Origin of the sequence: Sporosarcina sp. E16_8 (genome assembly GCF_017347095.1) — a bacterium.
Taxonomy (GTDB): Bacteria; Bacillota; Bacilli; order Bacillales_A; family Planococcaceae; genus Sporosarcina.
The window spans coordinates 1-26265 of the sequence record NZ_JADPRZ010000021.1 but is presented as its reverse complement, the minus strand read 5'-3'; the positions used below and the strand labels follow the sequence as shown (position 1 = coordinate 26265).

The window sequence follows — 26265 nt, the reverse complement described above, 5'->3', positions numbered from 1 at the left end:
GACGGTTAGTTCAGTTGGCGAAGTTATCTTCTGTTTGTAGAACGATAAAATTCGGAAAAGCCAAAAAATATTTTGGTTAAAATTTGCCTTCCCCTCCGGCATATAACGAGGCGGCACATACTCTGCCGCTTTTGGCCGGAGTATGTGTAGGAGACTACTAATGCAAACTAATCTATTTCAACTTGACCATAAATCCTACATTGATGTTGTGAAAGAAAGAATGAGTCTGTATGGAAAGGACCAATCCTCAATTCAGGACTTACTCGCAATTGTGATTGGACGTTCTGCAGATGTAAATGTATGTGGTCAATTGTCACTGTTGAGTGTAAGAGATTTGCTCGCAATGACTGCAAAAGATTTTTCTTCACTTGAGGGAATATCTAAGGCCATGGGCGAACGACTTGAAGCCACGATAGCACTTTCGAAGAAAATTGGCGAAATGGACCTTCCAGAAACTTCTACAATAAGAAGCCCCGAAGATGCATATCACTATTTTCGGCATTTGCGACATGAAGAGCAGGAACAATTTGTTGTTATTTGTCTGAATGTGAAAAACGAGGTAACAGGTAGAAAAGTAATCTTTAAAGGTTCGCTCAACTCCACCATAGTTCACCCGCGCGAGGTATTTAAATTTGCTTTGGAGAAGACTGCTGCATCTATTATTGTAGCTCATCAGCACCCCAGTGGAAATTCCTCTCCATCTGCAGAGGATATTGAGGTCACTAAGCGGTTGGTGGACTGTGGCTTAACGTTAGGCATAGAATGTCTGGACCATATCATTGTGGCAAATGATAGTTATATATCTTTGAAAGACAAAGGTTATATGTGAATTTGTTTTTAAAGACATATTTATCTTGTGAAAAACAGAAGACCTGTATGAAAAGGGGTAGAGCATGAAAAATTCAATCCAAAATGTTGAAATCGTATTTAGTACAAGTTTACGAATACCTACATCAGAACGTGACGAAAACTTATTTTATTACGAAATTCGTCATGACGATGAATGCCAAGACAGTCCATGCGAAATAGCTAACTTTGTATTCGTTAATCACTTGGCTACGATTGCAACTAGTAAACCATTACACATCGATGAATTTGGATTTGTTCTTTCAGACGATGAAAAATGGGATGTAGAAAATGTATTATACGGATTACGTGCACACTAAACTTGTGTGATTTTGTAATCTGATTCGAATAATAGAAAAGAGTGGTTGCATATTCAATGCAGCTACTCTTTTTTTATAAAAGGGGAGCCATACTATGTTAAAGACTAGGAAAGCCAAAAACTCTACAAGAGGAATATACATTCAGGATAAAGAACTGTTACAAACTAATTTCCAACCTTCTATACCTTTTGTTTACGAAATCGATACAAAAGGACGGTCAATCACTATTCGGCCATCAGAACGAACGGAAGAGACCAAGAATCGTGTATCCAAACGTCGAATGAGAGATTATGTCAAACCAGTTATCGACATTCGAGATAAATCAGTTTTAAGTGTTTTAGAGGGTGCAAAACATTTAGAAATAATAATAGAGCAAAATCGTATTCGTGTTGTAGGAAAGTTTAACGAACATACGACAATACTTGATACTACATCTGAGGATATACAAAGTGCAGTTGCAGATACTAAATACACAAACTACTTTCAACGTGCATTAAAAGTAGCGGATCCTTTACTTCGACATATCGGTTTATCTGATACAGCAAAGAACGGGCTGAAGCTATCATTTGATGTTATTAGCCTATTTAGCGGTGCAGGTATCATGGATGAGGGTTTTGTCCAAGAAGGCTTTCAAGTAAAATTTGCATTAGAGAATAATAGCGAAGCCGTTATGAGTTATCGATTAAATCATTCTAATGATATTGCATGCGTTGATATTACAGAATTCGACAAAAGTGCATTTAATAAAATTGGTTCTACCGTTATGATTGGCGGCTCGCCTTGTCAAGGTTTTTCAAACTCTAATCGACACACAAACTTTTTGGATAACCCTAACAATCTACTTGTTCGGGAGTATATTGATTCAATTAAAAATAATCCTAATTGCAAAGTCTTTGTACTAGAGAATGTGCCAAGACTACTAACAGCCGGTAACGGGATGTTCAAGCAAGAGATTTTCGATGAATTGAGAGACTTTGATATTACCTCCGGTGTACTCTGTGCAGCTGATTACGGGACTGCACAACTGCGTAAGAGAGCCTTTATCATCGGTTCGAAAATTGGATACATTGAGTTACCAAGTCCCACACATAACGAGGATTCGTATACGACCGTCAAACAAGCATTAAATGGCTTAAATGATAAGGTGCGAAACCAACTGGATTTTACAAAACCTAAACCAGAAACCATTGAAAGAATGAATCACATCGGTCCAGGGTCAAATTGGCGAGAACTACCAACCGAATTAATGTCTAATGGTATGAAAGAAGGTAAAACCCATAGTCATGTATTTAGACGACTTTTATGGGACAAGCCTTCTATTGCGTTACCGAACTTCCGGAAATCAAATATTTTACATCCATCGGAAAATCGCACGATAAGTGTGAGAGAGTGTGCGAGATTATTCGGAATCAGTGATGATTATTTGTTTACTGGCAGTCTTTCTTCGATTCAGCAAATGGTGTGTAATTCTATTCCTATAGAAATGACTCGTGCTATCGCAAAAGCTGTAAAGGGAGCTATTAAGAAGTTTAATAATTCACTTCTTCAACCGCAAGCGATTTATTATTAAAAAAGTTAAAGACACTCCCAATCAAATAGGTGTGTTATTAAAAACTTTACTTTACAAGAGTGATAATATCTAAAAAGGATGTGCTTTTAATGGATAAAACGACATTTATCTTCTTATTGCCAGATAACATACAAAGAGCTATTGAAAATGAATTAAAAGAGAAGCTTTCTGAAGAGGATTTTCAATTAGCTATATCTAGTCGCTTATGCGATTTAGAAGATACAATCAATATTTACAAGTATATAAATAATTAAGGTCAATCAAAACAGATAATCTTCAGTGACTATGTGTTTGAAGACTCAGTAAGGAATCATGAAGTGATAAGCGACCCGTCCATAAATTATGGATTGGGCGCTTTTTTTATTGAACATCAAAACGTCTTTCGCTTAACGTGTCGAGTACCGCTAAAGACCTTCCAGGAATCTCTTCGCGCGACTCTGTATCGTGATATCGAGTGGGTTAGTTGCAAACAAATCGAAATACCAAAATATAACACTCATCTTTCTTATTCGTGGCTTGCAATACGAACATTCATTCTGTATACTGGAACAAAAGGAGGGAACAAGTGTGCGTAATCAATTAATGAAGTCACTGGAATATAACGAGTTCCTAGATATGATGTACATGGCTGCAGACGGAACAATCAGCCAACGAAGAATCAATGTACTGCAGGTCGGTGAAGTATCGTTTCGTGCATACTGTTTTCTACGTAAATCCAAACGTACTTTTACAATTGATAACTTGCTTGCGCTTGTTCCCGTCAAAACGAAAGAAAGAATGGTGAACTAAGTCATGGCGTTAATCCCAGATGAAGCATTACCGTACTTCGAAAAGATGATTTACTTACCGATGATTATAAATATCTTAGAGAGGGACCGGGAAGTGATTGAAACGAGTTCATTCAAATTGAAAGGACCTTATATCAAGATCGTCGAAAGCACCTTGAAGATTGTTCGAGCCGAATTGAAAGAGACAAATAATTATGCACGAAGCCAAAACATGAAGTTAATTAAAAAGGGCAAAGATGATACATTCACTGAGTACGTGTTTATCCATGGTGGCTATGAGGACATAAGACGCTACATGAATATACGGCTACGGAACAGAACCGAGGAATTGATAAGTATCTATTTTACGAAGTCCGGAAATCAATATAACTAAGGAGCTGATATTTAATGAGCGAACGTCAAAAAAATATCTTAGAATACATTAAAAGCTATACAGAGGAAAACCAATATCCCCCAACGATTCGAGAGATTGCTACAGCAGTCGGTCTCAAATCATCATCAACAGTTCATGGTCATCTGGACAGATTGAAAGAAAAAGGGTATGTCAATTTCGTAGCCTCATCCCCTAGAACATTGACAGTAGTGATTTAAATGCATCCGATATATAAGGGGCAGCCAATTAAACAAATCGCCTGTATCGATATGATGAGTTTTTATGCGAGCTGCATGGCTACACTGCATAATTTAGATATTCGAACTGTGCCAATTGCAGTCGTTGGTAATTTCAATAAACGGGGCAGTGTAGTGCTTGCGGCCAGTCCCGTTATGAAGAATAAATTCAGGATCAAGACTGGTAATCGATTTTTTGAAATTCCTAGCCATCCCGAAATTCGATTGTTTGAACCGAAAATGTCTTACTTTATTGATATGTCAATGTCCATCACTCACATCCTACACAAATACGTTCCAGCAGAGGCTATACATGTCTACTCAGTCGATGAATCGTTTATTGACCTAACTGGAACCGAAAAGTTATGGGGAGATCCAGTTAAAACGGTTAAGGATATCCAAGCGGAAATTTTAGAAACGCTAAATTTACCCTCGACAGCTGGAATGGGTCCAAATATGTTAATGGCAAAATTAGCCCTCGATTTAGAAGCAAAAAAGACTGGTTTTGCAAAATGGACCTTCGAAGATGTCCCGAATAAATTATGGCCAGTTTCTCCATTAAGTGAAATGTGGGGGATTGGCAATCAAACAGAAAAATCCCTGAACAATATAGGGATTTTTTCAGTTAGGGACCTTGCTCATGCTGATTTAAAAAGTTTAGAAAAGAAATTTGGCGTAATGGGAAATCAATATTACCATCACGCGTGGGGGATCGACTTATCCGAAATTGGAGCACCTATGCTTGAGAATCAAGCTATGAGCTACGGAAAAGGGCAGACGCTATTCAGGGATTATGTAACCCGTGAATCAGTCCTCGTAGTCATATTAGAAATGTGTGAGGATGTTACTCGTCGAGCGAGAGAGGCGAGGAAAGAGGGTAGGACTGTCCACCTGGGAATTGGTTATAGTAAGCATGCTCTAGGCGGTGGATTTAGTCGGGCGTTATCAATAGAAGAAGCTACAAATGACACACTAAAAATTTACCGAACGTGCGTGGCTATATTTGATAAGTTTCACGACGGCCGCCCCGTTAGAAAAATTTCTATATCAATTACGAATTTAGAAGATGAAACTTCTATGCAACTAAGCTTTTTTGATGAGCACAAGGTTCGAAATCGTAAATTAGGAATGGTAATGGATAATATCCGCGATAAATATGGAAGCACAGCAATATTACGGGCAGTTTCGCTCACGGAAGATGGTACGGCGATAGGTCGGTCGAAATTAGTCGGTGGACACAAGTAATGTGACAAAATGGCATCGGGGAAAGCGAACTCCATCCCAAAACTGAAAGGATGATAAAGATGACAGTAATTCCAAAACCAAAGGCATCTAAGGTTACAGTGGTAGGGCCAAAACTAACTGAAACTAATTATCTTGAAAACGGGGAGAGAATTGGTGAATCAAAGGAATTCGGTGTAGAAGTTGAAATCACGATGTTTGCCCAAAAGCGATATGAATCATTTACGGGAGTCGTTATAGAAATCGAAGACCAGCGTGGGATTTTGTCGTTGCAAGTTGGTTACGATAACATAAAAATCAATATGAATAATATTGTGAGCGTGAAATGAGATGCTAGATAACATTCGTGATCGCGGAACAAAAAAATGGAGAGGCTTGATGCTCACGGAGCATGTGCAAGCGGTGAAAGATTGGAAGGAAAGTGATGGTAAAGTAGAACGACCGCAGTTTGATGAGTGGGAATTAGAATCCATTCAGTTGGAGTTAGAATTAGCATACAAGCGACAGTCCGAGGCTAAGGTATCGACATGGCGAAAAGGGAAGCTAATAACGTACACCGGAAAGATATCAGTACTCGATCACCGCCTAAGCTTAATATCGATCGAGGGGCCGTTCGGTGATGATAAAATACCGGTTGTAGATGTTATTAAAGTTCAATCTATGGATTGACGGAGAAATAACACTATTTTTTTAGTGGAACTGAACTATAAATGAAAATAATTGGTGGATTGAAAATAAGCAAAAAGAAATCCTCGCAGCGGAGAAGCTACGAGGATTTCTCAAACTTTTTTAAGGAGAGCGGCGAGCCTTTCGGGTCGCACTCTACATTTCGGACCGGAGAGCCCGAAACCTATGTACTAAATCTATCAAATCCTGCATACCATGTCAAACAATAAAGGACAGGCAACCTCCCATATGATAGCTATCAACAACAAGAAAAGCATCGGAGTACCGATGCTTTTTATTTTGAAAAAGTATTATTACAGAGGTTCTTATATGATGCATATAGCTTATTTTAATGTGAATCTAGGGATAGAACTATGAGGATTGTGAACTGTTACAATACCAGTTTCCTCATCGTAGCTTAGAACTTCTAAAACTTCGTTGTTTACAGCGAACAGAGTACCTACATTTGGATAGAAGGCATTCTCGAAAGGATTGAGTTCTCGAGATATCTCATGTGGTTCAGCGGAGCCTTCAGTCCGTTGAATGATAATCTTTTCAGAGTATGAATTCGTCATAGATTCTTGTTCCATCGTCTTCATCCTCCCCTAATGTTTCGTAGATGTCTCCCATTAAATACAAAATTCAGTGCACATTCTTCCTTCATATTTGGATTGAAAAACTTATGCTCGTTCCTTATTCGATTGAGCGTTGAATAAGAAGAAACCCCAGTTGCCTGTCATTTATTTCATCTTTCTCCGAAGAGGTACTACATTTGATTTTGTACTCCCTGGTTCACTCCACTCCGTCGCTTTATTTATAAATTGTTCTTCCATTTCATTTGTCCAGGGCGGCAAATGTTGTGAAGGCAGCGGATAAGGTGGAAAGCTTGCATGATGAAATTCTATAGTAGTCTCTGGAACCGGTATTCGCTTTAACATTGCATGATACCGCATGCGAGATTCCTTTTCCATTTCATATGCACGAAGAATCGTAATACCCAAAGACTTGTCTGGGAAAGCTTCACGCCATGTCTGAGGTTCTTGATAAGCTGACTCACTCTTTATTAACCGTTCCAATTGTTTTGGATGGTGATCCATAATTGCCTGGATCATAAATGAGCATTTTATCAAGCCATATATTACAAACGGAATTGTAAAGAGTGGCCAACCTTTTATTAGCATAGATGGATCTGCAAAGACCCAATAAGTAAGCCAGCTAAAGGGGGCACTAAAATAAATGAATAATACCCCGCACGTTTTCCAACCAACCACCTTTAAATAGGGTTCTCGACGCTCAGGTTGAGGGCGGCGATAATCCGACATAATGTACACTCGATCACGGAAGGCGTTAACCACGGTTCGATAAAACGTATTATTCACGTAGTCACTGTCATATGGACGATAGGCGCGTGGTGGATTAATTAAATACATCAGCATGACGGGTGAGATAAACGGTGTATTACGATACCGTCGTAACTCAGAGAAAAACTGTGACTCTCGTAATTTCTCCATTTCCTCATACTTAAAATCTCCTAATTTCCGGATAGCGAAGTATGTCATAACGATAACTACTCCATAAGGCCACCATTTCATCAGAAAGTCATGGTAACTAATCAACAATTGAGATTTCATAAATAGATCAATGACCCATAAAATCGGGTAAAGTATAATGATAAATACGGCTTTTTTCCACATTGGAAATTCCTCCTTTTTGGTTAAATGTAAAAACAAAAAAAGCATTCCGTAGGAAATAATGGCTTTCGCTCATTCATCCAATAGAATGCTTGTTATAAAAAAATCAATCTCTTCTCCCGCGTGGGTGAAGTAAAAAATGGTAATGTGGGATATATTGATGAAATCATATCATATTCAATAATAATCGACAACCTTATGATGGGTTTTAAAGGATTAACTAAACTTTTCCTACGCAATAAGACGCTAATAGGGTATCTGTAAACATTTCAGGTTCAATCAATATTTTATAGTGCTCAAATTGATAAATAACAAAAGCAATTACTTCCTCTTTCAGCTTCTCCTGAATAGTCTCTTCATCTAGGCCTAATTCGCGCTGTATATCTCTGGTGCTAATAAGCATTACTTCAAAATCAATAACCTTTCTTCCATACTTTTTATCCCTATGGTCAACGCCTGTCCTATTTAATAGCTCAACTTGCTTACTACCCCCTGAATTGTGTTCACTATCTTCATTCCCTCCATAGTCTTCAGTCAATGCACGAATGAAATAGCCAACAGGTTTATCAATTCGCTTCTTTTTTAGTTGAACTTTTGTATATGCGAGGTTACGAAGAATTTGCTCGTCATCCCATTTGTCTCTAATCTTTTTGATTTGGACTAGACTCATCCCTATCTCAAGTAAACTATCGTTGATTGCATCCTTCTTAATGCCGATCACAGTAGTCCCGACGTTTTTTGTTTTTATGAAGAATTCTATTTTGGTTATTTTTCTACCTGATTTAATCTCCTTAAATTCAAACCGCAAATCAGTGTGCTTTTCAATTTGTTCCTGTGAATGAAGCAAAATCTTACTTTTAAAATGTCCATATTGCTTATATTTTCCGGGTTCAATTGCAAGCAGCTCTTTTAGCTCTTCTACACCAAACCTTCTAGTCCGTATACTTTCGTATTGTTTTAATAGTTCGTACATTCGTATGGAATAAGATGAGTTTAACCTTAGCACGTTTTCCAACCGGTATTGTGTGAACTTATCTTTTAGTTCTAAGAAGTAGGGCTTCAACTTCGGATGAAGCTCAACTTGGAAAAATCCCTGCTTTGGGAAGTAATCTGAAGTAATAACCCATGTGAAGTTTGTTTCCCGGTCTTCTGTTTTGATGGTTAGTGTTTTCGTTTGCAGGTCATTTACGATACTTTTTATTTGTGTATAATAGCTTCCTGCTGAACTTGAAAGGCCCAGTATTTCAATAATGTCCTTAGTGTTAAACTGATACAATTTAAAATTTTCATCTTTAGGTTGTATTCGGGAAGCGATAATTAAAAGAATCCGCTGTTGCTGCAAGGACAGCTTATATGTACTTTGGATCAACTGGTTATGTTTAGTTACCCAGTGTTCGTCGTTCAACTTATTGACTTCCACCAAGTCGAACTCTGGTAGTTCAATACGTTCTAAGACGCCTTGTTGAGTAGGAATATCTAGCAAACTTGGTTCTATAATTGACACGGTAATCACTCACTCCCTTTACTATCACTATCGTACCCACCTAGTGATAGTAAAGCAAATAATACATGACTCCTATTTAGTGATAGTTCATCAACAAAACACCAAAAATTAGTGAATTCAAATCAAATTTCACGCCTAATTAGTGATAGTTAGCCGTAAAACATAGGTTATATCGAAATAAACATCATTAAAAATTAAACTTCCAGATATAATGCCGATAATCAAAAGTTACGCCTAATTAGTGATAGTTAGCCGTATAACATGGGTTATATTGAAATAAAACATCATTAGAAATTAAGTTTCCAGATATAATGCCGATAATCAAAAGTTACGCCTAATTAGTGATAGTTAGCCTTATATGAAGAATGAAACCTATATTAATATTATTTTATGGTTACTATTACCGAACCATTTTTACGATTTCATACCGATAAATTAAAGTTACGCCCAATTAGTGATAGTTAGATATAAAGTTCCAATACTATCACTCGACAAAGGTGATAGTATATGTGTGAAATGTACTTTAAACACTGTATTTCTGTAGTCACGCCTAATTAGTGATAGTACACGCCTAAAAGGTGATAGTTCAACAATAAATAAGTGATAGTTCACGCCTAAAAGGTGATGGTTCACGCCTAATTAGTGATAGTTCACGCCCAAAAGGTGATGGTTCACGCCCAAAAGGTGATAGTTCAGTGCCTTAAACCCTTATGGCTCTAAGGCTGAACGACTCTCTAAAACACTTAAATAAATTTAAAACATATAAATCAATTAAATCATTAGTACAAACAGAGAATACCAGGTTGTCAGTTTAAAATAATTCAATTCGTTCTATACCATAGTTCAAACACTATGCTATAATCATGTTATTATATTTGTTATTTCTATTACTTCACCCATGCGGGAGAAGAGTTGCACAGTATTTCATTATTTTAATGATTCAGCTCAAATGTGAGTTTCTAGACATGCGATTTTGTGTGTTCAACGAAACCTTATGTTTGGGCTTTTTTTATGCCAAAAGGGGGTGATTGAATGAGTATGTATACAAAAAGTGGATTTTCACGTAGTTTTGGCTGTTGTTCCCATTGGAAGGTTTGCGACTTTGGGAAAAAAAACTGTGTTTATCAAGAAAAGGATCCTGAAACGATGAACGGTTGTAATGCTTGGAGTCGTAACAACTTTCCAGGTAGACTTCCTCCAGAATCAATCGTATTACTCAACGAGTCTGATTTGCCCCTTGTTTCACTAGAAAGGGAAGAGTCAATTAAACAAAGCGTTGCAAAAGAGCAACTCACACTTTTTTAAGGAGATGATTGAAATTGGAACAACTATCGTTATTTGGAGTGACATCAGATCTTAAAGTTAAGAAAACACAAGAAACTTGGTTAGTGATTGATGGTAATAACTTATTGAACCGTTGTTACTACGCAACAGCTCATTCCCCTAAAGGAATGAGGCAAGCACCTGATGGACGATACACAAATGGTATATTTGGATTCCTCCGGATGATGTTAACCAACGAAAAAATTTATCAAGCAAGGGCTGTAGTCATGTTTGATGATGGGAAAAGTTATAGAAAAAAGGTATATCCAGCCTATAAAGACGGAAGGTCGGAATCACCTGAGGAGCTAAAGGAACAGTTTCCGCTATTAGAGGAAATTTTGAAACATGCGAACGTTCCCGTATTTAAGAGTTCTGAATTCGAAGCTGACGACTTGATTGCATCTTTTGCTGAACAAGTAGAGGGGAAGGTATATATTCTCTCTAACGACCGTGATACATATCAATTACTCACGGAACGCGTTTCAGTTATTGTTAGGAAAGCAAAAGTAGACGTTGTAATGACGCCTGATAATTTTGGTGATGAATATCCAGGACTTAAACCACGGCAAATCGTCGATGTCAAGGCAATTGCCGGAGATTCATCAGATAATATTCCGGGAATACCAGGGATAGGAGATAAGGGAGCACTTTCTTTACTTCAGACTTTTGGAACGGTTGATGAATTAATAGTAGCCAAGGATTTTCCAAAAACATTGAAGCGGTATAAGGTGAAAGTGGAGGAAGGAAGAGATAAGGCGGTATTCTTCAAAACTCTTACAACTCTTCATCGAGACATTCCCATTTCAATTCCGGTTCAATATATGAATCCATTGAAACTGCGGGAATCATGCCAGGTATTAGGTATGAATGATATACTTTCCTTATTGTGATTATAAAGAATCATGTTACACTGGAAGAAAAGGGAGCGATTATCTTGAAAATCGTTGATTATTGGTTTTTTGTTCGCGATGAAGATCAATTTAAATGGGCGATAATTCACGCACCTGAACTCCCGCTCGATGATGCAAAAGCATTCATTGAAGCTGTATTAGGGAAACCGGTGTTGAATATTGGTTACGGAACAAAAGTCCCCCATGAATTTCGGTTATTGCCGAAGTTACCAATCGAATTAGAAAACTGTTAAGCAGGAGTTCATTTACATTGAACTTCTGCTTTTTTATTTAAGGAGGACACGGACATGGATAAGTTGTGGTCATCGTTTGAAGAGCGTTCAACTGAACATGATGTTGATGTTGAAATAGTTAACGAACTTTTTTTCTCAACCACCAAATACAACATAGGGGATATTCGAGAGTTGTTTAATTCTTGGAGCATTGCAGACTTACAATCAACCGCTGAATCAATTTATTACTCAACTTCTGAGGAAGATGAAGTGGAGGAAAGTAACTGTTTTGGCGAAGCATCTTATTATTCACATCATCCATTTCGAGAGTGTTTAATCTTGCAATCCATTAGTGATGAAATGTGGAAACAATGCAGTCGAAAGAAGAAATTTTTCTAAAAAACTTTTTTAAGGAGATTTGACTATGAATATAGGTACATTTGAGTTGTGGCAAACGGATAAAGCATTGATGGAGTATATGCTTGATCGTTGCATTGTAGCAAAAATGATTGAAAGCACTAGTAATCCTGTACCAGACAACTATTCCTTTTATTACGAGGGTGGAATGGATGGGATAGGTGACTATTCGTATTTAGAAACGGTTCAAGACTTTTTAAGTCTTTCTAAGATCGGAAAGCTTAAATTTAGAAACTTGGACATGGGCGATTACGCGGGGGCTGTCAGTATACAATTGTTTGCACTTGAGGAATTGACCAATTGTCAACTTACTCTTTCGCAGCGTAATATCATTGCCGATTGGATGCGAGAATTTGCTAATGGTATTGAATTGATGGATTTAAGTAATTTAGAAGGCAAATGCAATGCAGTTGGAACGAGTCTAATACTTCGATTGTATTATGTTGTCGGCTTTGCGAGTGAGTTCTGTCAAAAATTACTATCAATTCATGAAGATGCACAAAAAATGATCCGTAGTATACGGAGAAACCCAAAAGGAGAGATTACTAATGCAAATACTAGCCAAGTTTGAAAATGGTGAAAGAGTGACTGTTGAAAGGTATGAACAGGACAAGAAGGTAGGCACACGCCGCCTCTATATAAATGATTATATTGTCAGCTTGATGAATGAATTACCAATTGCTGATATTATCCAACATATAATAGTTGAGCGTAATCATGATTACAAAGAATATATTAAGTCCCTAGAGGATACTAAAGAACTCTCGGATTTCATGGTACAGACAATGCAGCATGCTGATAGGTTTTATTTGGGGAAAAATAAGCAATATCAATTATTTCTTAAGTACGCACTTGAAAAAGTGGACTTGTTACAGTTGCATGGAGAAGTGGTCGAAGACTTATTTGTGTCTCTAATTGACCAAGTGAAAGGACTACCCAATGAACCTATTTATGTTCAATTGCTGGATGAATTATTGAAACGTGTGATTGCTGTTGATACAAAAAAGGAAGTAATTGCACGAGTTTTTCCGATTCTTATTAAAATGGCAAGCGACGTGAACAGTGAACAACTTCGGGAGTGGTTTGAATTAGCAATCCCTCATATCGATCCACTTTGGCTGATTGAGGCGCTCGGAAGATTAAAAGATGTGGAAGAGATGAAAGTCGCAGAATTAGAAATTCCTAAGAACTGTGTTCTCGCTCAAGTTACCACCAAGCGACACATTTATGTATTGGAAATACATAAATCTCGTTTTCGTGTAAAGTTTCATAATTTAGCTTACGAAGACGTTGGACATCCCCGTCTTGCCTGTATCTTACATGTTCAGAACAAACAAGTAACGAAAATGAAGCTTGTTGCTGTACCTGACGATGGTGATATAGCTTTAGAGACGCCTATCTACCATTATCCGTATTCGAATGTTTTCGATAATGGGGTAGTTTGTTGGAATGGATATAAAGATGAAATAATAAACAGCGGAAAAGACCTAGCAACAATGCCGCTTATCTTTTTAAGTGGAACAAATAATACGCATTTACAAAGTAATGTTCGAGAACTGTTTGAACATTACCAAGGACAGGACTTCCCAGCTGAACAGCTTCGTCCATTTGGAATGACGATTAAACAGATAATGTAATTCTGACTCAATAACATGAAAGGTGCATATATGACTTGAATTATTAGCTAATTCAAGTCATATATGATATGGTGTGAATATAATGAAAGTAAATGAAAATAAAATTGTCTCTATATACGATGAAAATGATAGAGATACTGTAGGGGAATTTTTAGACGAAATTCTCGAACACTCATTAATTTCTTCAGAGGCGGAAATGCATCTACTGTATATCCAAAAGGCATTTGAAATTTTAAGATTTCATCCTTTAGAAAGTATTCTTCATAAGAAAATAGATGTCCTTATTACTTTTCAAGGATATCCTCGTTTAAAATCTTATGTAGTAGTAAAGGTATTGACGGTATATCCGATTTATGAACTTCGGTATGCAATGAATGGAAATATCCATTTACGATTTCTATTTTTTCCGATGAAGCATAATGGGCAATCGTATTACGTGTTTGCAAAACAGTTTATAAAAACACGCAGACCTAATATGGACCAAACAAATCAAATGAGAGACTTGGCTTATCAAATGTATGAGGATGTACTTCGCAATCCGGGACAATACCTAGAGGGGACTGATTAACATTAAAAAAGCGAGAAATCTATTAGACACAACAGAAATATTAAAAGCGCATCCTCATTTCCGTGAAGCGTTATATGGCTTATCGGCTGTCTATGGACACATTGTATTATCAGAACGCATGAAAAAGGGGTATACCCAACCCGAACTAGCGGACCTAGCTAAAGTCGGAGTAAAAACTATTTCACGGGCTGAAGGTGGAGTGGATAACTTAGGTCTAGAAACATATGAAAAGTTATTTAAAGCATTAGATTTAAGTTTAAATGACATAGCGGAGTTGACGAAGACGTTTTCTACTGATGAACTTGCTGTCACAATCTAATAACCAATGATGAACATGCCGCCATTTGCTCTATAGTGCTGGTATGTTCATTGTTCTACACTGTACCATTTGCTCTTTGCAGAAAGAGGTGTTTATGGTATACTGTGGTTATATTTATTGCACTTATTTCTTATCTCACCCACGCGGGAGAGAAGTTAATTAAAAGCACTTTATCTTTGTGTTCATCTGTCTTTTTTCTGGCGGAATGACATTTTAGATAAAGTGCTTTTTTGTGCTTTAAATAAAATAAAACTTTTTTAAGGAGAGTGTCAAACATGCAAGAACTAACATTATTTGATCTTGGAATGGAAACAACGGAGGATAAGAAAGAAGTCGCGAAAAAGGAGAAAAAAGAAACAAAGAGTAAAACCTCCACAAGCGGAAAAACTTCTTCTCCCAAAAAAACACCAGCTGAACCGAAACCTGAAATTAAGGTGACAAGTGAATGGACAATCCATTTCGCAACGGAGCAATTCCTTGTTACGGATTTTGTAGAAGATTTTCCGGAAGAGGGAGTTACGCTAGAAGAATTGCGAGTAGAACTTGAAAAATCGTTCGCGCAATTTTCAGCCGCACGTACAAAATGGGATGTAGACGAAGAAAGTAAGCGTTTATTCCCCGATGCATTTGCGGGAAGTAAAGGAGGGCACTCGCTTTTGCGAGGCCCTTTTTTAACATCTATCGAAGAGGCTGAATCTCACCCAGGGAATATTTCATATGTTCCAGGGCAGGATGGGCATCTTTATGAAGTCAGAAAATCACCGTTCGGGCGCATGATTGCTAAAACATCATATGTTCCGCAATTGGAACAAGTTGAATCCGGATTTACTTTCGATTTACCTAAGATTCCAAGGACAATTCTCGCGAATATTCTATCGTTTTTTAAAGCGTATACACGTAAAGGGAATTATGAAGTAATGATTCGAGTGTATTGGGACCAGCAAGAGGAATTGTATGTAGTTGAATGTCCTATGCAGACAGTAACAGGCACTCACATTGATTGTCGTTATGGTGATGAGTTCATGGGACGTAATTCATTACGTTATATGGTCGTTCTAGAAATCCACTCTCATAACGTTATGCGAGCGTTCTTTTCTTCGACCGATGACCATGACGAGCAGCGTTACGGTTTGTATGCAGTCGTCGGCCGTTTGAATCGACCTATACCAGAGATACTCCTACGCGCGAAGTCGAATGAACATTCGGTAATCGTGCCCGCTTCTGATGTTTTTGAACTTGATATTAATGGAGTTCAAGAAGGTTATCCATTGGATTGGGACGAGAAAGTCACGCTTAAGGGGTGGTCACTATGATAATTGCAGATAAGCACACTCAGTACAACATTGTTTGTATTGGTGCAGGGGCAAATGGAAGTCACTTTGTCCGAAACTTGTTGCAAGATATCTCAACCTACGGTGCTGGAAGAAGTACTTCTTTCTATCGTAAGGCAAGATTATTCGGAACTTTGACGATTGTTGATGGAGATAAGGTTGAACAGAAGAATTTATCGAATCAACTATTTGATGTTGAGGACATAAATGCTTTCAAGGTAGATGCCCTTGCTGAACGATACGGGACCCATTATGAAGTCGACGTTATGGCGGTGGCGGAGTATGTTACATCTATCGAAGAACTTCATGAACTTTTTTCGTTGAATGAAGAAAATAACAAAAATAAGATGATACCGATTCTAATTGGTCTAGTTGATAATAACAGGACACGAATGTTAATGCATGAGTATTTTCATTCGTATTTACTGGATGAACTTCTCTACATTGATGTAGGTGTTGAAGGTGTATTGTTAAAGGAAGAATTGCCCAATGAACCGTTAGTTGATGAGAAGATTATGGGTTCAGGATTTTCTGGCCAAGTGGTATGCGGATACAAAAAGTACGGCGAGGTTTTTTTGCCGCCTGTTGCTGATGTATACCCAACCATATTAGCTGATGAAGAAAGTGTCTTTCCCAATCAATCATGTGGCGACCTGATACTTCAAAATCCACAACGTTCCGCTACAAATAAAATGGCGGCACAGTTAACAAATACCTTTATGAACAACCTGTTTCATTCAGGTGAAATCGTTCAAGAAGAAATCATTTTTAATGCCAGATTTGGATCAGCACAAACTCGCTTTGTATCCAAACGGACTAAACAATTATTTAAAAACTTTTTTGAGGAGATGAATGACAATGACGCAACATCTAGCATTGTATCGTAAATACCGCCCAACAGGATTTGATTCGTTGATTGGTCAGGAAACTATCAAAACAACTCTATTAAACGCATTACGTTTAGGGAAAGTTTCTCACGCATATTTATTTACAGGTCCTCGCGGAACAGGTAAAACTTCTTCTGCAAAAATATTAGCCAAAGCATTAAATTGCTTAGAACCTAATGGTTTTGACCCTTGTGGGGTATGCGATTCGTGTAAAGATTCTAACCCGGACATACTAGAGATGGACGCTGCTAGTAACAATGGTGTCGATGAAATCAGGGATTTGCGAGAGAAAGTAGTATATACACCCGTATTCGGTAAGTACAAAGTGTACATTATCGACGAAGTGCATATGCTCACTAATCAAGCTTTCAATGCATTACTTAAGACACTTGAAGAGCCACCTGCACATGCAATATTTATCCTTGCTACTACCGAGCCGCATAAGATCCCGTTGACAATTCTATCACGTTGTCAACGCTATGATTTTAGACGAATCGCACAGGATGACATAGTTTCTCGTATGGAGACAATCATCCAAGCAGAGAAGGCAGACGTAGAGATGGCGGCATTACAACTAATAGCACAAATTGCTGCAGGAGGAATGCGTGATGCGCTAAGTCTACTGGACCAAGCCATTTCACATACACCTGGAAAAGTGTCGTTGAAGAATGTAATTGAACTAACGGGAGCCGTTGATACTCGGAAAATAGGAAAATTAATTGAATTCATTGGTGCGAAGGATGTAGAAGGATCACTTGAACATTTCAATTCCTGTTTCCAAAGTGGACAAGAACCGAGGTTTTTCATTGAGGAAATGATGAATTATTATCGTGATATTCTTCTTTATGAAAAGCTGGGGGAAAAAGCAACACTCAAAAAAGGTGTAACTGACCCTGGATTCCATCAAGTACGTCAATCGGTTAATTCGGTTCTCATTTTCCGTCATTTAGACATTTTGCAAGAGACGATGGGGAAAATGAAATTTCATCATGACGTACATTTGCTTGTTGAAATGGCGATTGTAGAAATGGTGAATGATCAGAATGAGGACTTACGTGCAGAAGTCATGCAGCTTAAACAGGAAGTAGAGTTGTTGAAATCTGGAGTAAGGCTTGAACAAGTGGCTGCTTCGGTTGAATCATTACCGGTTATTGAAGTAGTGGAGGAAGCGATTTCGGTTTCTCAAGATACTCAACAAGAGGTACCGGTTACAACACCGAATGAAATTACGATTACTCCGGAACCAACTCCGCCTTTAGAGCAAGATGAAGCTCCTAGGTATGCACCCGTTGAGGATCCCTATGAGCCGCCTGTAATACAGACAAGTGAGTTTTCTGAAACAGCTTCCCCAAAGATGAAAACTGAGAATGCGGAAAAGGTGGAAACAAAAAAAGAATTCCTACAGGATCTTACAATGGAAGACTTGTTTGGTGATATGAATAGTGTCCCTACATTTAATGCGCCGGACGACAATCACTCAATCGAGTTACCAGCAGCGGTAGTTTTGAATAATATTCGGAATGAAGCTTCTGTAATGGAATCTGATGGAGTTCCTGAGTTTTCACACATAATCGAAAAAGCAATAGAAAATAAAGAGAATTGGGTTCATGTTATCGACGAAAGTCAGATACCTCCCGCTCCTGAAGAAGAACCATCGATGGAGGAACGTGCACCGGTAGTAACACGTACCGATAAACCACTTTCTGCAGATGAGGAAAAGATTTTATCTATGCTTGATTCTTGTACAAAAGAATTAAGGGCTACTTATTCTGAAAAATTTACTGAAATCGATGATTTGTTAAAACAAACCAAAATATCAACGCAAGTCCTATTCCGCGAATTTTCACTGAAAGCGGTTAGCGAGACACATGTCATCATGAGTCATTGTGAAAACGCGAAAGTGAATTTAATGAAAAGAGTGGCAAATCGCTCAATCGTTGAATCGATCTTTGACGAAGTTTATCAGTCATCGCAATTGATCCTCCTAACGGAAGATAGTTGGGGTCGTATTGTGGCCGCGTTACGAGAAAAAATAAACTAACGAGAGGAGGTTTCCTCTTGTTAGTTTCATAAGGAGAGATGAAACGTGAAAAAACGTTTTACAACACTATTAAATAATAATCGACTTGTACATGCGTACTTATTTGAAGGTGATGGGAACGAGCTTGCTATGTGGCTGACAAAACAAGTGTTTTGTAAAATCATTAGCGATGAACCTTGTGGAGAATGCTCTTCTTGTCGCCGGATCAATGTACACAATCATCCGGATGTTCATGTAATAGAACCTGATGGACAAGCAATAAAAATTGACCAGATACGGTTATTGCAAAAAGAGGCCGCATATAAAGGTGTAGAAGGAAGTAAACAAGTCTTTATAATTAAACAGGCTGACCGAATGAATCCACAAGCATCAAATGCGCTATTGAAATTTTTAGAAGAACCATTCCAAGATACACTTTCTATTTTGATTGCAGATAAAAGGGATTCAATCTTACCAACCATTCTATCGCGCGTTCAAACTATTCGAATAGATGTTTCGAATTCATTGGAAAGAGAAGCGCGATCTAAAGGATATACATCTCACAAATCATTACCGATTTTGAGTACGGTTATGACATCAATTGAAGAATTTGAAAAACATCAAGAAGTTGTAGATGAATGAACAGCATTAATTAGGGCTACATTTGAATTGTCACAGACCCAAGCTACATTGTCTGTACAAACAGCATGGCTTGAAAGGTTCTCTGACAAGTCCACGCAGTTAATTAGTATCCGTTTGGTTCAATCCTATGTGAAGTCACTATGGCTGGCTAAACGAGATCAGAAGAATCCGTGGGGGCTTGCAAGTAGACCCAACTATACGTGGAATGAACTTTTGTTAATGCAACAATTGGTGGATGAATTGGGACGAGGCTTTTATTCCAATCAACACTACTTGTTAGGGCTTGAGAAGTTTTTCTTATCAAAACCCGTGGCGTGAAGATGCAAGCAATGAAAACAGGTATTCCTTCAGTATGTGGGATACCTGTTTCTTTTTATTTATCAGTTTCTTTTAGTAGCTTACTATTCAATTTTACAGAAATGTGATACTATGAATGTACATTTATTGCACTCATTTTATATCTCACCCATGCGGGAGAGAAGTTAAATTTAAAGCACTTTATCTATGTGTTCATCTGTCTTTTTTTCTGGCGGAATGACATTTTAGATAAAGTGCTTTTTTGCGTGCTTTATTTAAATAAAACTTTTTTAAGGAGGAACATTCTATGTTCAAAATTAACGGTGGAGAGCTTCAACAAGTAGTAAGTAGTTTAACAAAAGGGGCTAAGCGCGCACGGTTAGGTGAAAATCGGGTTTATATTTCTTCGGTTGATTCTAATAACGAAGTCGATTTCTACTTTGTAGGAGAAGAACTTCAAGTCCAGAAAAGAATTTCGTGCGAAGTTTCCGCCCCTTTTGCTTTTGCGACAACGGTTCATGAGCTTGAAGTTAAAGTAGGTGCGCTGCCACAAGATGAGTGCATTATGATTGAAAAAGACGGTGAACAACTTAATTTAAAGTGGGGACGTTCATCGAAAATAAGGATGGAGACAGTCCCTGAGATGAGCCCTTCCATTGAGATTCCAGATGCAACAGAATCTGTTCTTTGGGCCCCTGGAAAGTTACAAATATTTTCACGTTCCTTACCATCTTTTACGGCGATTGCAAATAGCGTGGGGGCTGAAAAATATCCAGTTCTACGTGGTTTGTACTTTTCAAAGGAAGAGACAGGGGAGGTTCTCGTTCGAGCATCTAATGGTTCTCGAGCGGTAACGATAAATGCGCAGGGTGTGAATTGGTTCGATGGTTTTTTTGCATCAATTCCTACTGAAACGATTTCGGGATTAGCGGAGATTTTTCCAAATGATTCTGAGGTGAAGGTGTCCATAAACGAAGGTAAGACGTTATTAATTTTCGAATCTGGTTTTACAAAAGCGGTATCACGTTTATTGGTTGGAGATTTTCCACCAATTGATAAGACGTATACGAATATTGAGGAAGCTAAAGTTGTTTGGAGAGTAGACCGAATGGAGCTCTTGAATACGACACGACGTATCAAACGCTTAGGCGGCGATAACCCGGTCATGGTGTTTAAAAAAGATGGAACGAAGTCTTTTGTAGAACTACTGGGTATTTCGATTGAACAAATCGGAGCAAATGTGGAAGGTGAGGAGTTTCAATTCGCTGTACACAGCGATTACTTGGAGTTATGCCTGACACTGTACCGAACGGATGAAGTGCTACTTTGCCTTAAAAACAAAGGACTTCCTCTAACGGTTTTATGTGATGGAAACGATGATATTAAAGCACTCATAGCGCAAGTACTTATTGTTTGAGTGGGAAATTAGATAAGGGAGGTGAAAAGGTACTGCGATTTATTCGTAGTACCTTATTCATTATGTTAAAAGCAAATTACTCAAAAGCAGCAGTCTATTTTACTGGAGAAACGTTAGAAGAACAGCTACTTGCTTCCGAGGCATTGCATGCGAATCGGATTGAAAGTTTTGAACATGACTACGTGACTTATGAAAATGGTCGTGAGAATAGAAAAACTAAAACGGTGAGCGAGTTAAATTGGCACTCACTCATTACTAGAGGGGATACCGTTTTTTCGAAACATCCCATTCATAATACCCTTAATCGCTGGGGACTCGATCTAGCGAACGTTGAAACAGTTCAGCCGCTACTTGAAAAGAAACGTAGGAAATACCGGGCGGATGGTCTATCCCTAAAAGAGTTTAAGGAAACCGCGCATTATAAAGCGACATTGCAGCGCGTTATTGAACTTTATGGTGGACCGTTATCGAATGGAGCTTCCCTCTTTCAATATCAACTTGAAGGTGCTGCTCTTATCGCATCAAGAAGGCGTCTATTACTTGGGTTGGACATGGGCCTAGGTAAAACGTTAACGACGCTTGTAGGGCTAACCTCGAATGCATCAAACAAGAAAATCATTATAGTAACGATGAGTCGGAATATTGCCGATTGGGTTCGTGAAATGAAAGTACTTGGACTTCAAAAAGACTATATTGAACTTCGCCATCCGACAGACCTTAAATCAGATAAGCGAATTCATATTGTTTCTTATGAACGTTGGGCAAGTGAAATAATTCTTTTTAAAGAGAAATTACATGCGGAATGTCCGGATTGTGTACATGGGTTTAATTGGGACAGCGCGAAACAACGATGCAACTCCTGCAATAAATCATTCAAGGCTTCAGAGGAACGGTATACAATCAAAGACCTTCCTGGGGAATGCCCAATGTGTGTACAGGAATGGTGTAAAGGAAACTTATTTTGTGATTGCGGCTTTACAGTCGTGAAGTCTCGAAAGAAAGCCCTTTACAGATTCTTTAACCGTTCATATGATGCTTGCGCGGTAGATGAAGCGCATCTCATTAAGAATGGTACGACTAAACGTTCAAGATCTATTCGTGCCATCAAAACAAAAACACGGATTGCACTAACTGGTACACCTGCTGAAAATGGAGCAGATGACTTGTATTGGCCATCAACGTGGATCTATGGAGATTCTCACCATTTTGAAAACCCTTTTGAACTTCAACGTTTTCAAGCGTATGGACGAAAAGGTGAAGATAATTTCAGAGGATACTTTGGTGGAGCGAGTCGTCAAGCGGTGATGGATTCTAAGTCGATTGAGGCCCGTGTTTCGCATCAAGAAAAGTTATGGGATTTGTTAGATAAATTCATGTTTCGTAAAAAGAAGACAGATATAGATGTGGAGAGGGACGTTAGAATACCTGAACCGCAACACCGTCGATTGCATTTAGCTCTTGAAGAGGCAGAACGGAATCTGTATGATAAACGACTTGATGAATTTCGTGAATGGTATGCCTCAGAGTATGCAAGGAAAGATTCTGCAGATGCTCGTGGAGATGTATATCGCATCTCGACTATTGAAGTATGCCAGTGGCTGGATAAACTTCGGAAAGTAGCGTCTTGCCCGTGGGTTCAACCCGACTATGATTATTCAACTTCAGTTGAACCTGTGAAGCTGCAGGTGACGAAGGAGAAGATAAAGGAATACGCACGCACGGGGAAAAAGTTGCTGATATTTACAGCGCATAAGCAGACGGCTGAAGAACTGGGAGTACTTCTTGATACGGTTGCACCAGGAATGCGTGCTGCTTATATTCATGGCGGCGTCCCAATGGCTTACCGTCACGATTTAATGGATCAATTTCAAAATCCGGATCATCCTTTATCTATTCTTGTGATGACGATGAGGACGGGTGCTGAGAGCTACACGCTCACGGAGGCAAAAGCGGTTATCTTATATGATTTGGATTTTAATTCAAAGAAAATCGAGCAATGTTACAGTCGAGCTGTTCGTTTAGGGCAGAAGGACGTTGTTGAAATTCTATGGCTTGTGGCAGTTGATACTATTGATGCCAATCTACATGCATTGGTCTTGTCAAAGAAGTCTGGAGTAGATCTTGCCATTGACCGGCAGGAGCTTGATTTTGTTCAGGTATCCAAAGAATTTGAAGCTGGAGAAAATGTCGAATTGGACCCAGGTATAGACTATCAGCAATTTGCGACTGACATGTTAAAACGTGGCACAAGCAGAGCAGACTATGTATCTTGAGGAGGAACTTTAGATGATATGGGATTCAACAAAGAATCAATTATTGATTGAATGGATAGAAACAAAGTCAGATAAGGAAGAACATCATTATCTGAAAAAGTCTCCACTTCGCCTTCAACTTCATCCCACAACCGGAGAAGTACTGCGAGCATATTTTAAAGGAGCACGTCCTTCGTGGATTATTAAATTTGCAAAAGAGAAGAAATTCAAAACCCATGAAACAACCACAGGTGGTAAAGGATGGTGGATCGCGAATTGGTCTAACTATCCTTCTGATGAGCGACCATTAATTTGCCCCTATATCAGGGGAATGATCGAAGAGTGGTTTGAAAATCTTCCGGAATCTTGTCAATCTGATAAAAAGAACATACTAAATCACATCGAAGTAGTTGAAACTAATCTTTTGTATCACGCTGATGAATTTAAAAAGTGGGGGCTGCATTTCAGGCCAGAAGATATATTACTAGATGGTGGAGCTATGTTACTTGAAGATAACCTTCGTCCGAAAGAATTGGATGATGTAGAGTTCAAGTTAGCTGATTGGCCAGACTATATAAAAGTAGTCCGAGAACTTCAGGAACTGCGTGATATTCCAGAGTCAAGTGATATTAAAGCACGCATTGAAGATTACGAGGACGAACCTTTCGTTTTAGAACTCCCTCAAACTCCCGCTAAAGAAGACTTGTTGGAGGAAACTGACGAGGTACTTGTATTAAAAACAGAAGAGAACTTTAAAATTCCAGTTGAATCTACTGAAGAGTACGATTTAGATGTCGTTCTCGAAGAATTTGAAGAACATGAGAATTTCAATTTTATGAATGTCATTGAGGAGCAGGAAGAAGTTGAGCTGTTAGATTTTAGTTCAGAGGGACAAAAGGCTTCATTGCTAGGGCAAGAGAAAGAAGTAGCAGAGGCAAATCTTTGTGCATCGGATTCTCGATTGAGTAGTATAACCGAAGAGGAACTACCTGTAGAGGCGGTACAACCGGTAGGTAAGAATCATGAAAAAGTACTTGTTGTATCTAAAACAGCGAATAAAAAGGAAGGTATCGTTATTGGTCAGACCTTGCTATTTTGACTCCGTTGTTTTATAATTTAATTATATTTTATTTTTCACTTGAAACATTCACCCACGCGGGAGAATGACTTACTAATTGACTATCAAGCCCATGACGGGAATTCGTATCTATACGAGTCGTCATGGGCTTTTTTTGTATAGATAAACCCAATTTTATGGAGGTAATTGTATGTGGGAAATTCTTTTCCTTCTAGGCGTAGCTCTTAGTGTAATGGCTTGTGGAGTTTTACCTGTTTTGTTTCGTATCCGTGGTGAGAACAATCCTTCACCTTGGGCTTATTCAACGAATGATGTTTTGGATGAAAGGATAACAGATGTTGCTGCCACGCAATCGCCTATATTTGTTAATACACCAAATATTCCTGAGTTCAATGTGCAACATGTAAATGTAGCTATTCCTGAATTCGTAGAAATGAAACCTAGTATTCCGGATGAAGAATTATGGAACAGTGTAGAAGAATTACTTGCTAGCACAACAACAACTATTTTTAATGATGAAGCACAAGAGAACTATGTATCTATTTTTGAGGATAAACACGATGATTTTGTTGCTGAATTGCCCGAAGAGTTAGTAATGGAAGATTTTCCTTCTGTACCTAGCTTGACACCAGCCCAATACAAAGCAATTTGTACTAATTATGGTGAACGTGTTGCAAGTATCATTACTTGTACACCATATCAAGGATGCTTAGGACCACAAATTATGATCGGAAAGTACTGTGAAAATGGAAATCGATTAGAGTTCGACAATGATTGGGTCGAACTGAAAAATGAGTTTAATGGTAAAATCGACGGCGAAGTTATTATAGTCAAAGGTAACTTTTTAACAGACGGTTCATTTTATGTACAACACTGGGAAGACCCGATGATGATAGATGCAGGATATTCAACATTTAATGAGCCAGTTTATCAGGTAAAATGACAACCGTTCATTGCGAGGAATCAGTTCTTTCCTCTCCCTAATACTATTATAATATATGACAATAGTATTAGTGAGGAGAAAGAATATGGGTATTTATAATCTGATATATTTACCAATATAATAGCAAATAAATAGGGAATTAGAATTCTTTTGATGAAAAATTGTTTATAAATGTCGGAAATTGGTTGATATCTTTTCTTTAGTCTTATATACTCACGAAGGGAATATAAATGAAATTTCATGTAATTAACTTATCAGACAATGAAAAAAGGGGAGTATTATACAATGAAATCAGTAAATATAAACATTGCCTATCAGGTACGAACTGCCTTGGTGGAAAATATTGAAACGCAGAATGCATTACGTGGATTGCCAGAAACATCGATTACCCTCTTTTTCCGTAACAATGAACTTCAAAAGGTTTCTTTTGATGATGTCTGCTACAACTTGATTGGCAATTCTTTTGATGATGAATTTGAGGGTATTCCGACGCATGTATATAAAAACCTTTGTACTATGATTTATAATGAAATTAAAGACCTAAATATGGATTTGAATTATAGATCCATCGTGATTGGTTGGAAATATGATGCTAGCTCTGAAGCATATATTGATACTAGTTTCGTAGTAAGAAAAGAAGTTCATTTTAGTAGAATGTAATAATATTAGATTTTATGTAACTACTTAGGTATCTATGTTGATGTAAAAAATTCTACCAACAACGCTTGGCGCTTGGGGATGCCTCCCGTGATAAGCCTGATAGAAAACCACTATC

31 protein-coding genes are annotated in these 26265 nt (G+C 38.1%); 28 read left to right on the top strand and 3 right to left on the bottom strand.

Annotated elements, in window-relative coordinates; translation table 11 throughout:
* Positions 1-160: 160 nt before the first annotated feature.
* The 10 genes from radC (at position 161) to I2484_RS12855 (ending at position 6044) form a co-directional block, all read left to right on the top strand.
* A complete protein-coding gene (gene radC, locus I2484_RS12900) occupies positions 161-829 on the top strand; it encodes a RadC family protein (protein ID WP_207151448.1) in 669 nt (222 codons plus the stop codon).
* A gap of 64 nt (positions 830-893) precedes the next feature.
* The gene (locus I2484_RS12895) at positions 894-1166 is read left to right on the top strand and encodes an LPD28 domain-containing protein (protein ID WP_207151447.1); all 273 of its coding nucleotides are present in this window, start codon (positions 894-896) and stop codon (positions 1164-1166) included.
* 94 nt (positions 1167-1260) lie between these two features.
* The gene (locus I2484_RS12890; protein ID WP_207151446.1) at positions 1261-2736 is read left to right on the top strand and encodes a DNA cytosine methyltransferase; all 1476 of its coding nucleotides are present in this window, start codon (positions 1261-1263) and stop codon (positions 2734-2736) included.
* An 89-nt stretch (positions 2737-2825) separates the two neighbouring features.
* Entirely contained in the window at positions 2826-2990 is a 165-nt protein-coding gene (locus I2484_RS12885; protein WP_207151445.1) for a hypothetical protein, read from the top strand.
* Positions 2991-3303: 313 nt separating this feature from the next.
* Positions 3304-3525, top strand: coding sequence for a transcriptional regulator (locus I2484_RS12880; protein ID WP_207151444.1), 222 nt, complete (start codon positions 3304-3306; stop codon positions 3523-3525).
* A gap of 3 nt (positions 3526-3528) precedes the next feature.
* On the top strand, positions 3529-3897 hold the full coding sequence (locus I2484_RS12875; RefSeq protein WP_207151443.1) for a YhjD family protein: 369 nt from the start codon (positions 3529-3531) through the stop codon (positions 3895-3897).
* 14 nt (positions 3898-3911) lie between these two features.
* On the top strand, positions 3912-4115 hold the full coding sequence (locus I2484_RS12870; RefSeq protein ID WP_207151442.1) for a LexA family protein: 204 nt from the start codon (positions 3912-3914) through the stop codon (positions 4113-4115).
* Positions 4116-5378: a Y-family DNA polymerase gene (locus I2484_RS12865; protein ID WP_207151441.1), complete on the top strand. Its 1263-nt coding sequence runs from the start codon at positions 4116-4118 to the stop codon at positions 5376-5378.
* 59 nt (positions 5379-5437) lie between these two features.
* Entirely contained in the window at positions 5438-5704 is a 267-nt protein-coding gene (locus tag I2484_RS12860; RefSeq protein ID WP_207151440.1) for a YolD-like family protein, read from the top strand.
* Between the two features lies 1 nt (position 5705).
* Complete coding sequence (locus I2484_RS12855) at positions 5706-6044, top strand: YolD-like family protein (RefSeq protein ID WP_207151439.1); 339 nt, start codon at positions 5706-5708, stop codon at positions 6042-6044.
* Positions 6045-6385: 341 nt separating this feature from the next.
* On the opposite strand, the gene I2484_RS12850 is transcribed toward I2484_RS12855, so the two are convergent.
* From I2484_RS12850 to I2484_RS12840, 3 genes are all read right to left on the bottom strand, one after another.
* Positions 6386-6631 carry a hypothetical protein gene (locus tag I2484_RS12850; RefSeq protein ID WP_207151438.1) on the bottom strand — a complete coding sequence of 82 codons (246 nt, stop codon included), beginning with the start codon at positions 6629-6631 and terminating at the stop codon, positions 6386-6388.
* Between the two features lie 150 nt (positions 6632-6781).
* Positions 6782-7735, bottom strand: coding sequence for a hypothetical protein (locus I2484_RS12845; RefSeq protein WP_207151437.1), 954 nt, complete (start codon positions 7733-7735; stop codon positions 6782-6784).
* Between the two features lie 217 nt (positions 7736-7952).
* Positions 7953-9236 (bottom strand): replication initiation protein, encoded by a 1284-nt coding sequence (locus I2484_RS12840; RefSeq protein ID WP_346014192.1) that lies wholly within the window; start codon positions 9234-9236, stop codon positions 7953-7955.
* A gap of 1032 nt (positions 9237-10268) precedes the next feature.
* Between I2484_RS12840 and I2484_RS12835 the strand changes: the two genes are divergently transcribed.
* The 18 genes from I2484_RS12835 to I2484_RS12750 all read left to right on the top strand — a co-directional run bounded on the left by I2484_RS12835 (position 10269) and on the right by I2484_RS12750 (position 26150).
* The gene (locus I2484_RS12835) at positions 10269-10541 is read left to right on the top strand and encodes a hypothetical protein (protein ID WP_207151436.1); all 273 of its coding nucleotides are present in this window, start codon (positions 10269-10271) and stop codon (positions 10539-10541) included.
* Between the two features lie 14 nt (positions 10542-10555).
* The gene (locus I2484_RS12830; RefSeq protein WP_255550385.1) at positions 10556-11449 is read left to right on the top strand and encodes a 5'-3' exonuclease; all 894 of its coding nucleotides are present in this window, start codon (positions 10556-10558) and stop codon (positions 11447-11449) included.
* Positions 11450-11493: 44 nt separating this feature from the next.
* Complete coding sequence (locus tag I2484_RS12825; protein ID WP_207151435.1) at positions 11494-11703, top strand: hypothetical protein; 210 nt, start codon at positions 11494-11496, stop codon at positions 11701-11703.
* A gap of 54 nt (positions 11704-11757) precedes the next feature.
* On the top strand, positions 11758-12081 hold the full coding sequence (locus I2484_RS12820; protein WP_207151434.1) for a hypothetical protein: 324 nt from the start codon (positions 11758-11760) through the stop codon (positions 12079-12081).
* Positions 12082-12106: 25 nt separating this feature from the next.
* Entirely contained in the window at positions 12107-12670 is a 564-nt protein-coding gene (locus I2484_RS12815; RefSeq protein ID WP_207151433.1) for a hypothetical protein, read from the top strand.
* Positions 12648-13736: a hypothetical protein gene (locus I2484_RS12810; RefSeq protein ID WP_207151432.1), complete on the top strand. Its 1089-nt coding sequence runs from the start codon at positions 12648-12650 to the stop codon at positions 13734-13736. The genes I2484_RS12815 and I2484_RS12810 overlap by 23 nt, the downstream gene beginning before the upstream one ends.
* 82 nt (positions 13737-13818) lie before the next feature.
* Entirely contained in the window at positions 13819-14304 is a 486-nt protein-coding gene (locus tag I2484_RS12805; protein ID WP_207151431.1) for a hypothetical protein, read from the top strand.
* A 118-nt stretch (positions 14305-14422) separates the two neighbouring features.
* The gene (locus I2484_RS12800) at positions 14423-14623 is read left to right on the top strand and encodes a helix-turn-helix transcriptional regulator (RefSeq protein WP_207151430.1); all 201 of its coding nucleotides are present in this window, start codon (positions 14423-14425) and stop codon (positions 14621-14623) included.
* Positions 14624-14898: 275 nt separating this feature from the next.
* Positions 14899-15936, top strand: coding sequence for a hypothetical protein (locus I2484_RS12795; RefSeq protein ID WP_218624923.1), 1038 nt, complete (start codon positions 14899-14901; stop codon positions 15934-15936).
* Positions 15933-16841 carry a ThiF family adenylyltransferase gene (locus I2484_RS12790; protein ID WP_207151428.1) on the top strand — a complete coding sequence of 303 codons (909 nt, stop codon included), beginning with the start codon at positions 15933-15935 and terminating at the stop codon, positions 16839-16841. Before I2484_RS12795 ends, I2484_RS12790 begins: the two co-directional genes overlap by 4 nt.
* The gene (dnaX, locus tag I2484_RS12785) at positions 16813-18882 is read left to right on the top strand and encodes a DNA polymerase III subunit gamma/tau (RefSeq protein ID WP_207151427.1); all 2070 of its coding nucleotides are present in this window, start codon (positions 16813-16815) and stop codon (positions 18880-18882) included. Before I2484_RS12790 ends, dnaX begins: the two co-directional genes overlap by 29 nt.
* A 45-nt stretch (positions 18883-18927) precedes the next feature.
* Positions 18928-19503: a hypothetical protein gene (locus tag I2484_RS12780; RefSeq protein ID WP_207151426.1), complete on the top strand. Its 576-nt coding sequence runs from the start codon at positions 18928-18930 to the stop codon at positions 19501-19503.
* Positions 19504-19530: 27 nt separating this feature from the next.
* Positions 19531-19821 (top strand): hypothetical protein, encoded by a 291-nt coding sequence (locus I2484_RS12775; protein ID WP_207151425.1) that lies wholly within the window; start codon positions 19531-19533, stop codon positions 19819-19821.
* A gap of 286 nt (positions 19822-20107) precedes the next feature.
* Complete coding sequence (locus I2484_RS12770; protein WP_207151424.1) at positions 20108-21217, top strand: beta clamp domain-containing protein; 1110 nt, start codon at positions 20108-20110, stop codon at positions 21215-21217.
* A gap of 62 nt (positions 21218-21279) precedes the next feature.
* Positions 21280-23490 (top strand): SNF2-related protein, encoded by a 2211-nt coding sequence (locus I2484_RS12765; RefSeq protein ID WP_255550384.1) that lies wholly within the window; start codon positions 21280-21282, stop codon positions 23488-23490.
* A gap of 13 nt (positions 23491-23503) precedes the next feature.
* A complete protein-coding gene (locus tag I2484_RS12760) occupies positions 23504-24568 on the top strand; it encodes a hypothetical protein (RefSeq protein ID WP_207151423.1) in 1065 nt (354 codons plus the stop codon).
* Positions 24569-24737: 169 nt separating this feature from the next.
* On the top strand, positions 24738-25490 hold the full coding sequence (locus I2484_RS12755; RefSeq protein ID WP_207151422.1) for a hypothetical protein: 753 nt from the start codon (positions 24738-24740) through the stop codon (positions 25488-25490).
* A 285-nt stretch (positions 25491-25775) separates the two neighbouring features.
* Positions 25776-26150, top strand: coding sequence for a hypothetical protein (locus I2484_RS12750; RefSeq protein ID WP_207151421.1), 375 nt, complete (start codon positions 25776-25778; stop codon positions 26148-26150).
* The last annotated feature ends 115 nt before the right edge of the window (positions 26151-26265 follow it).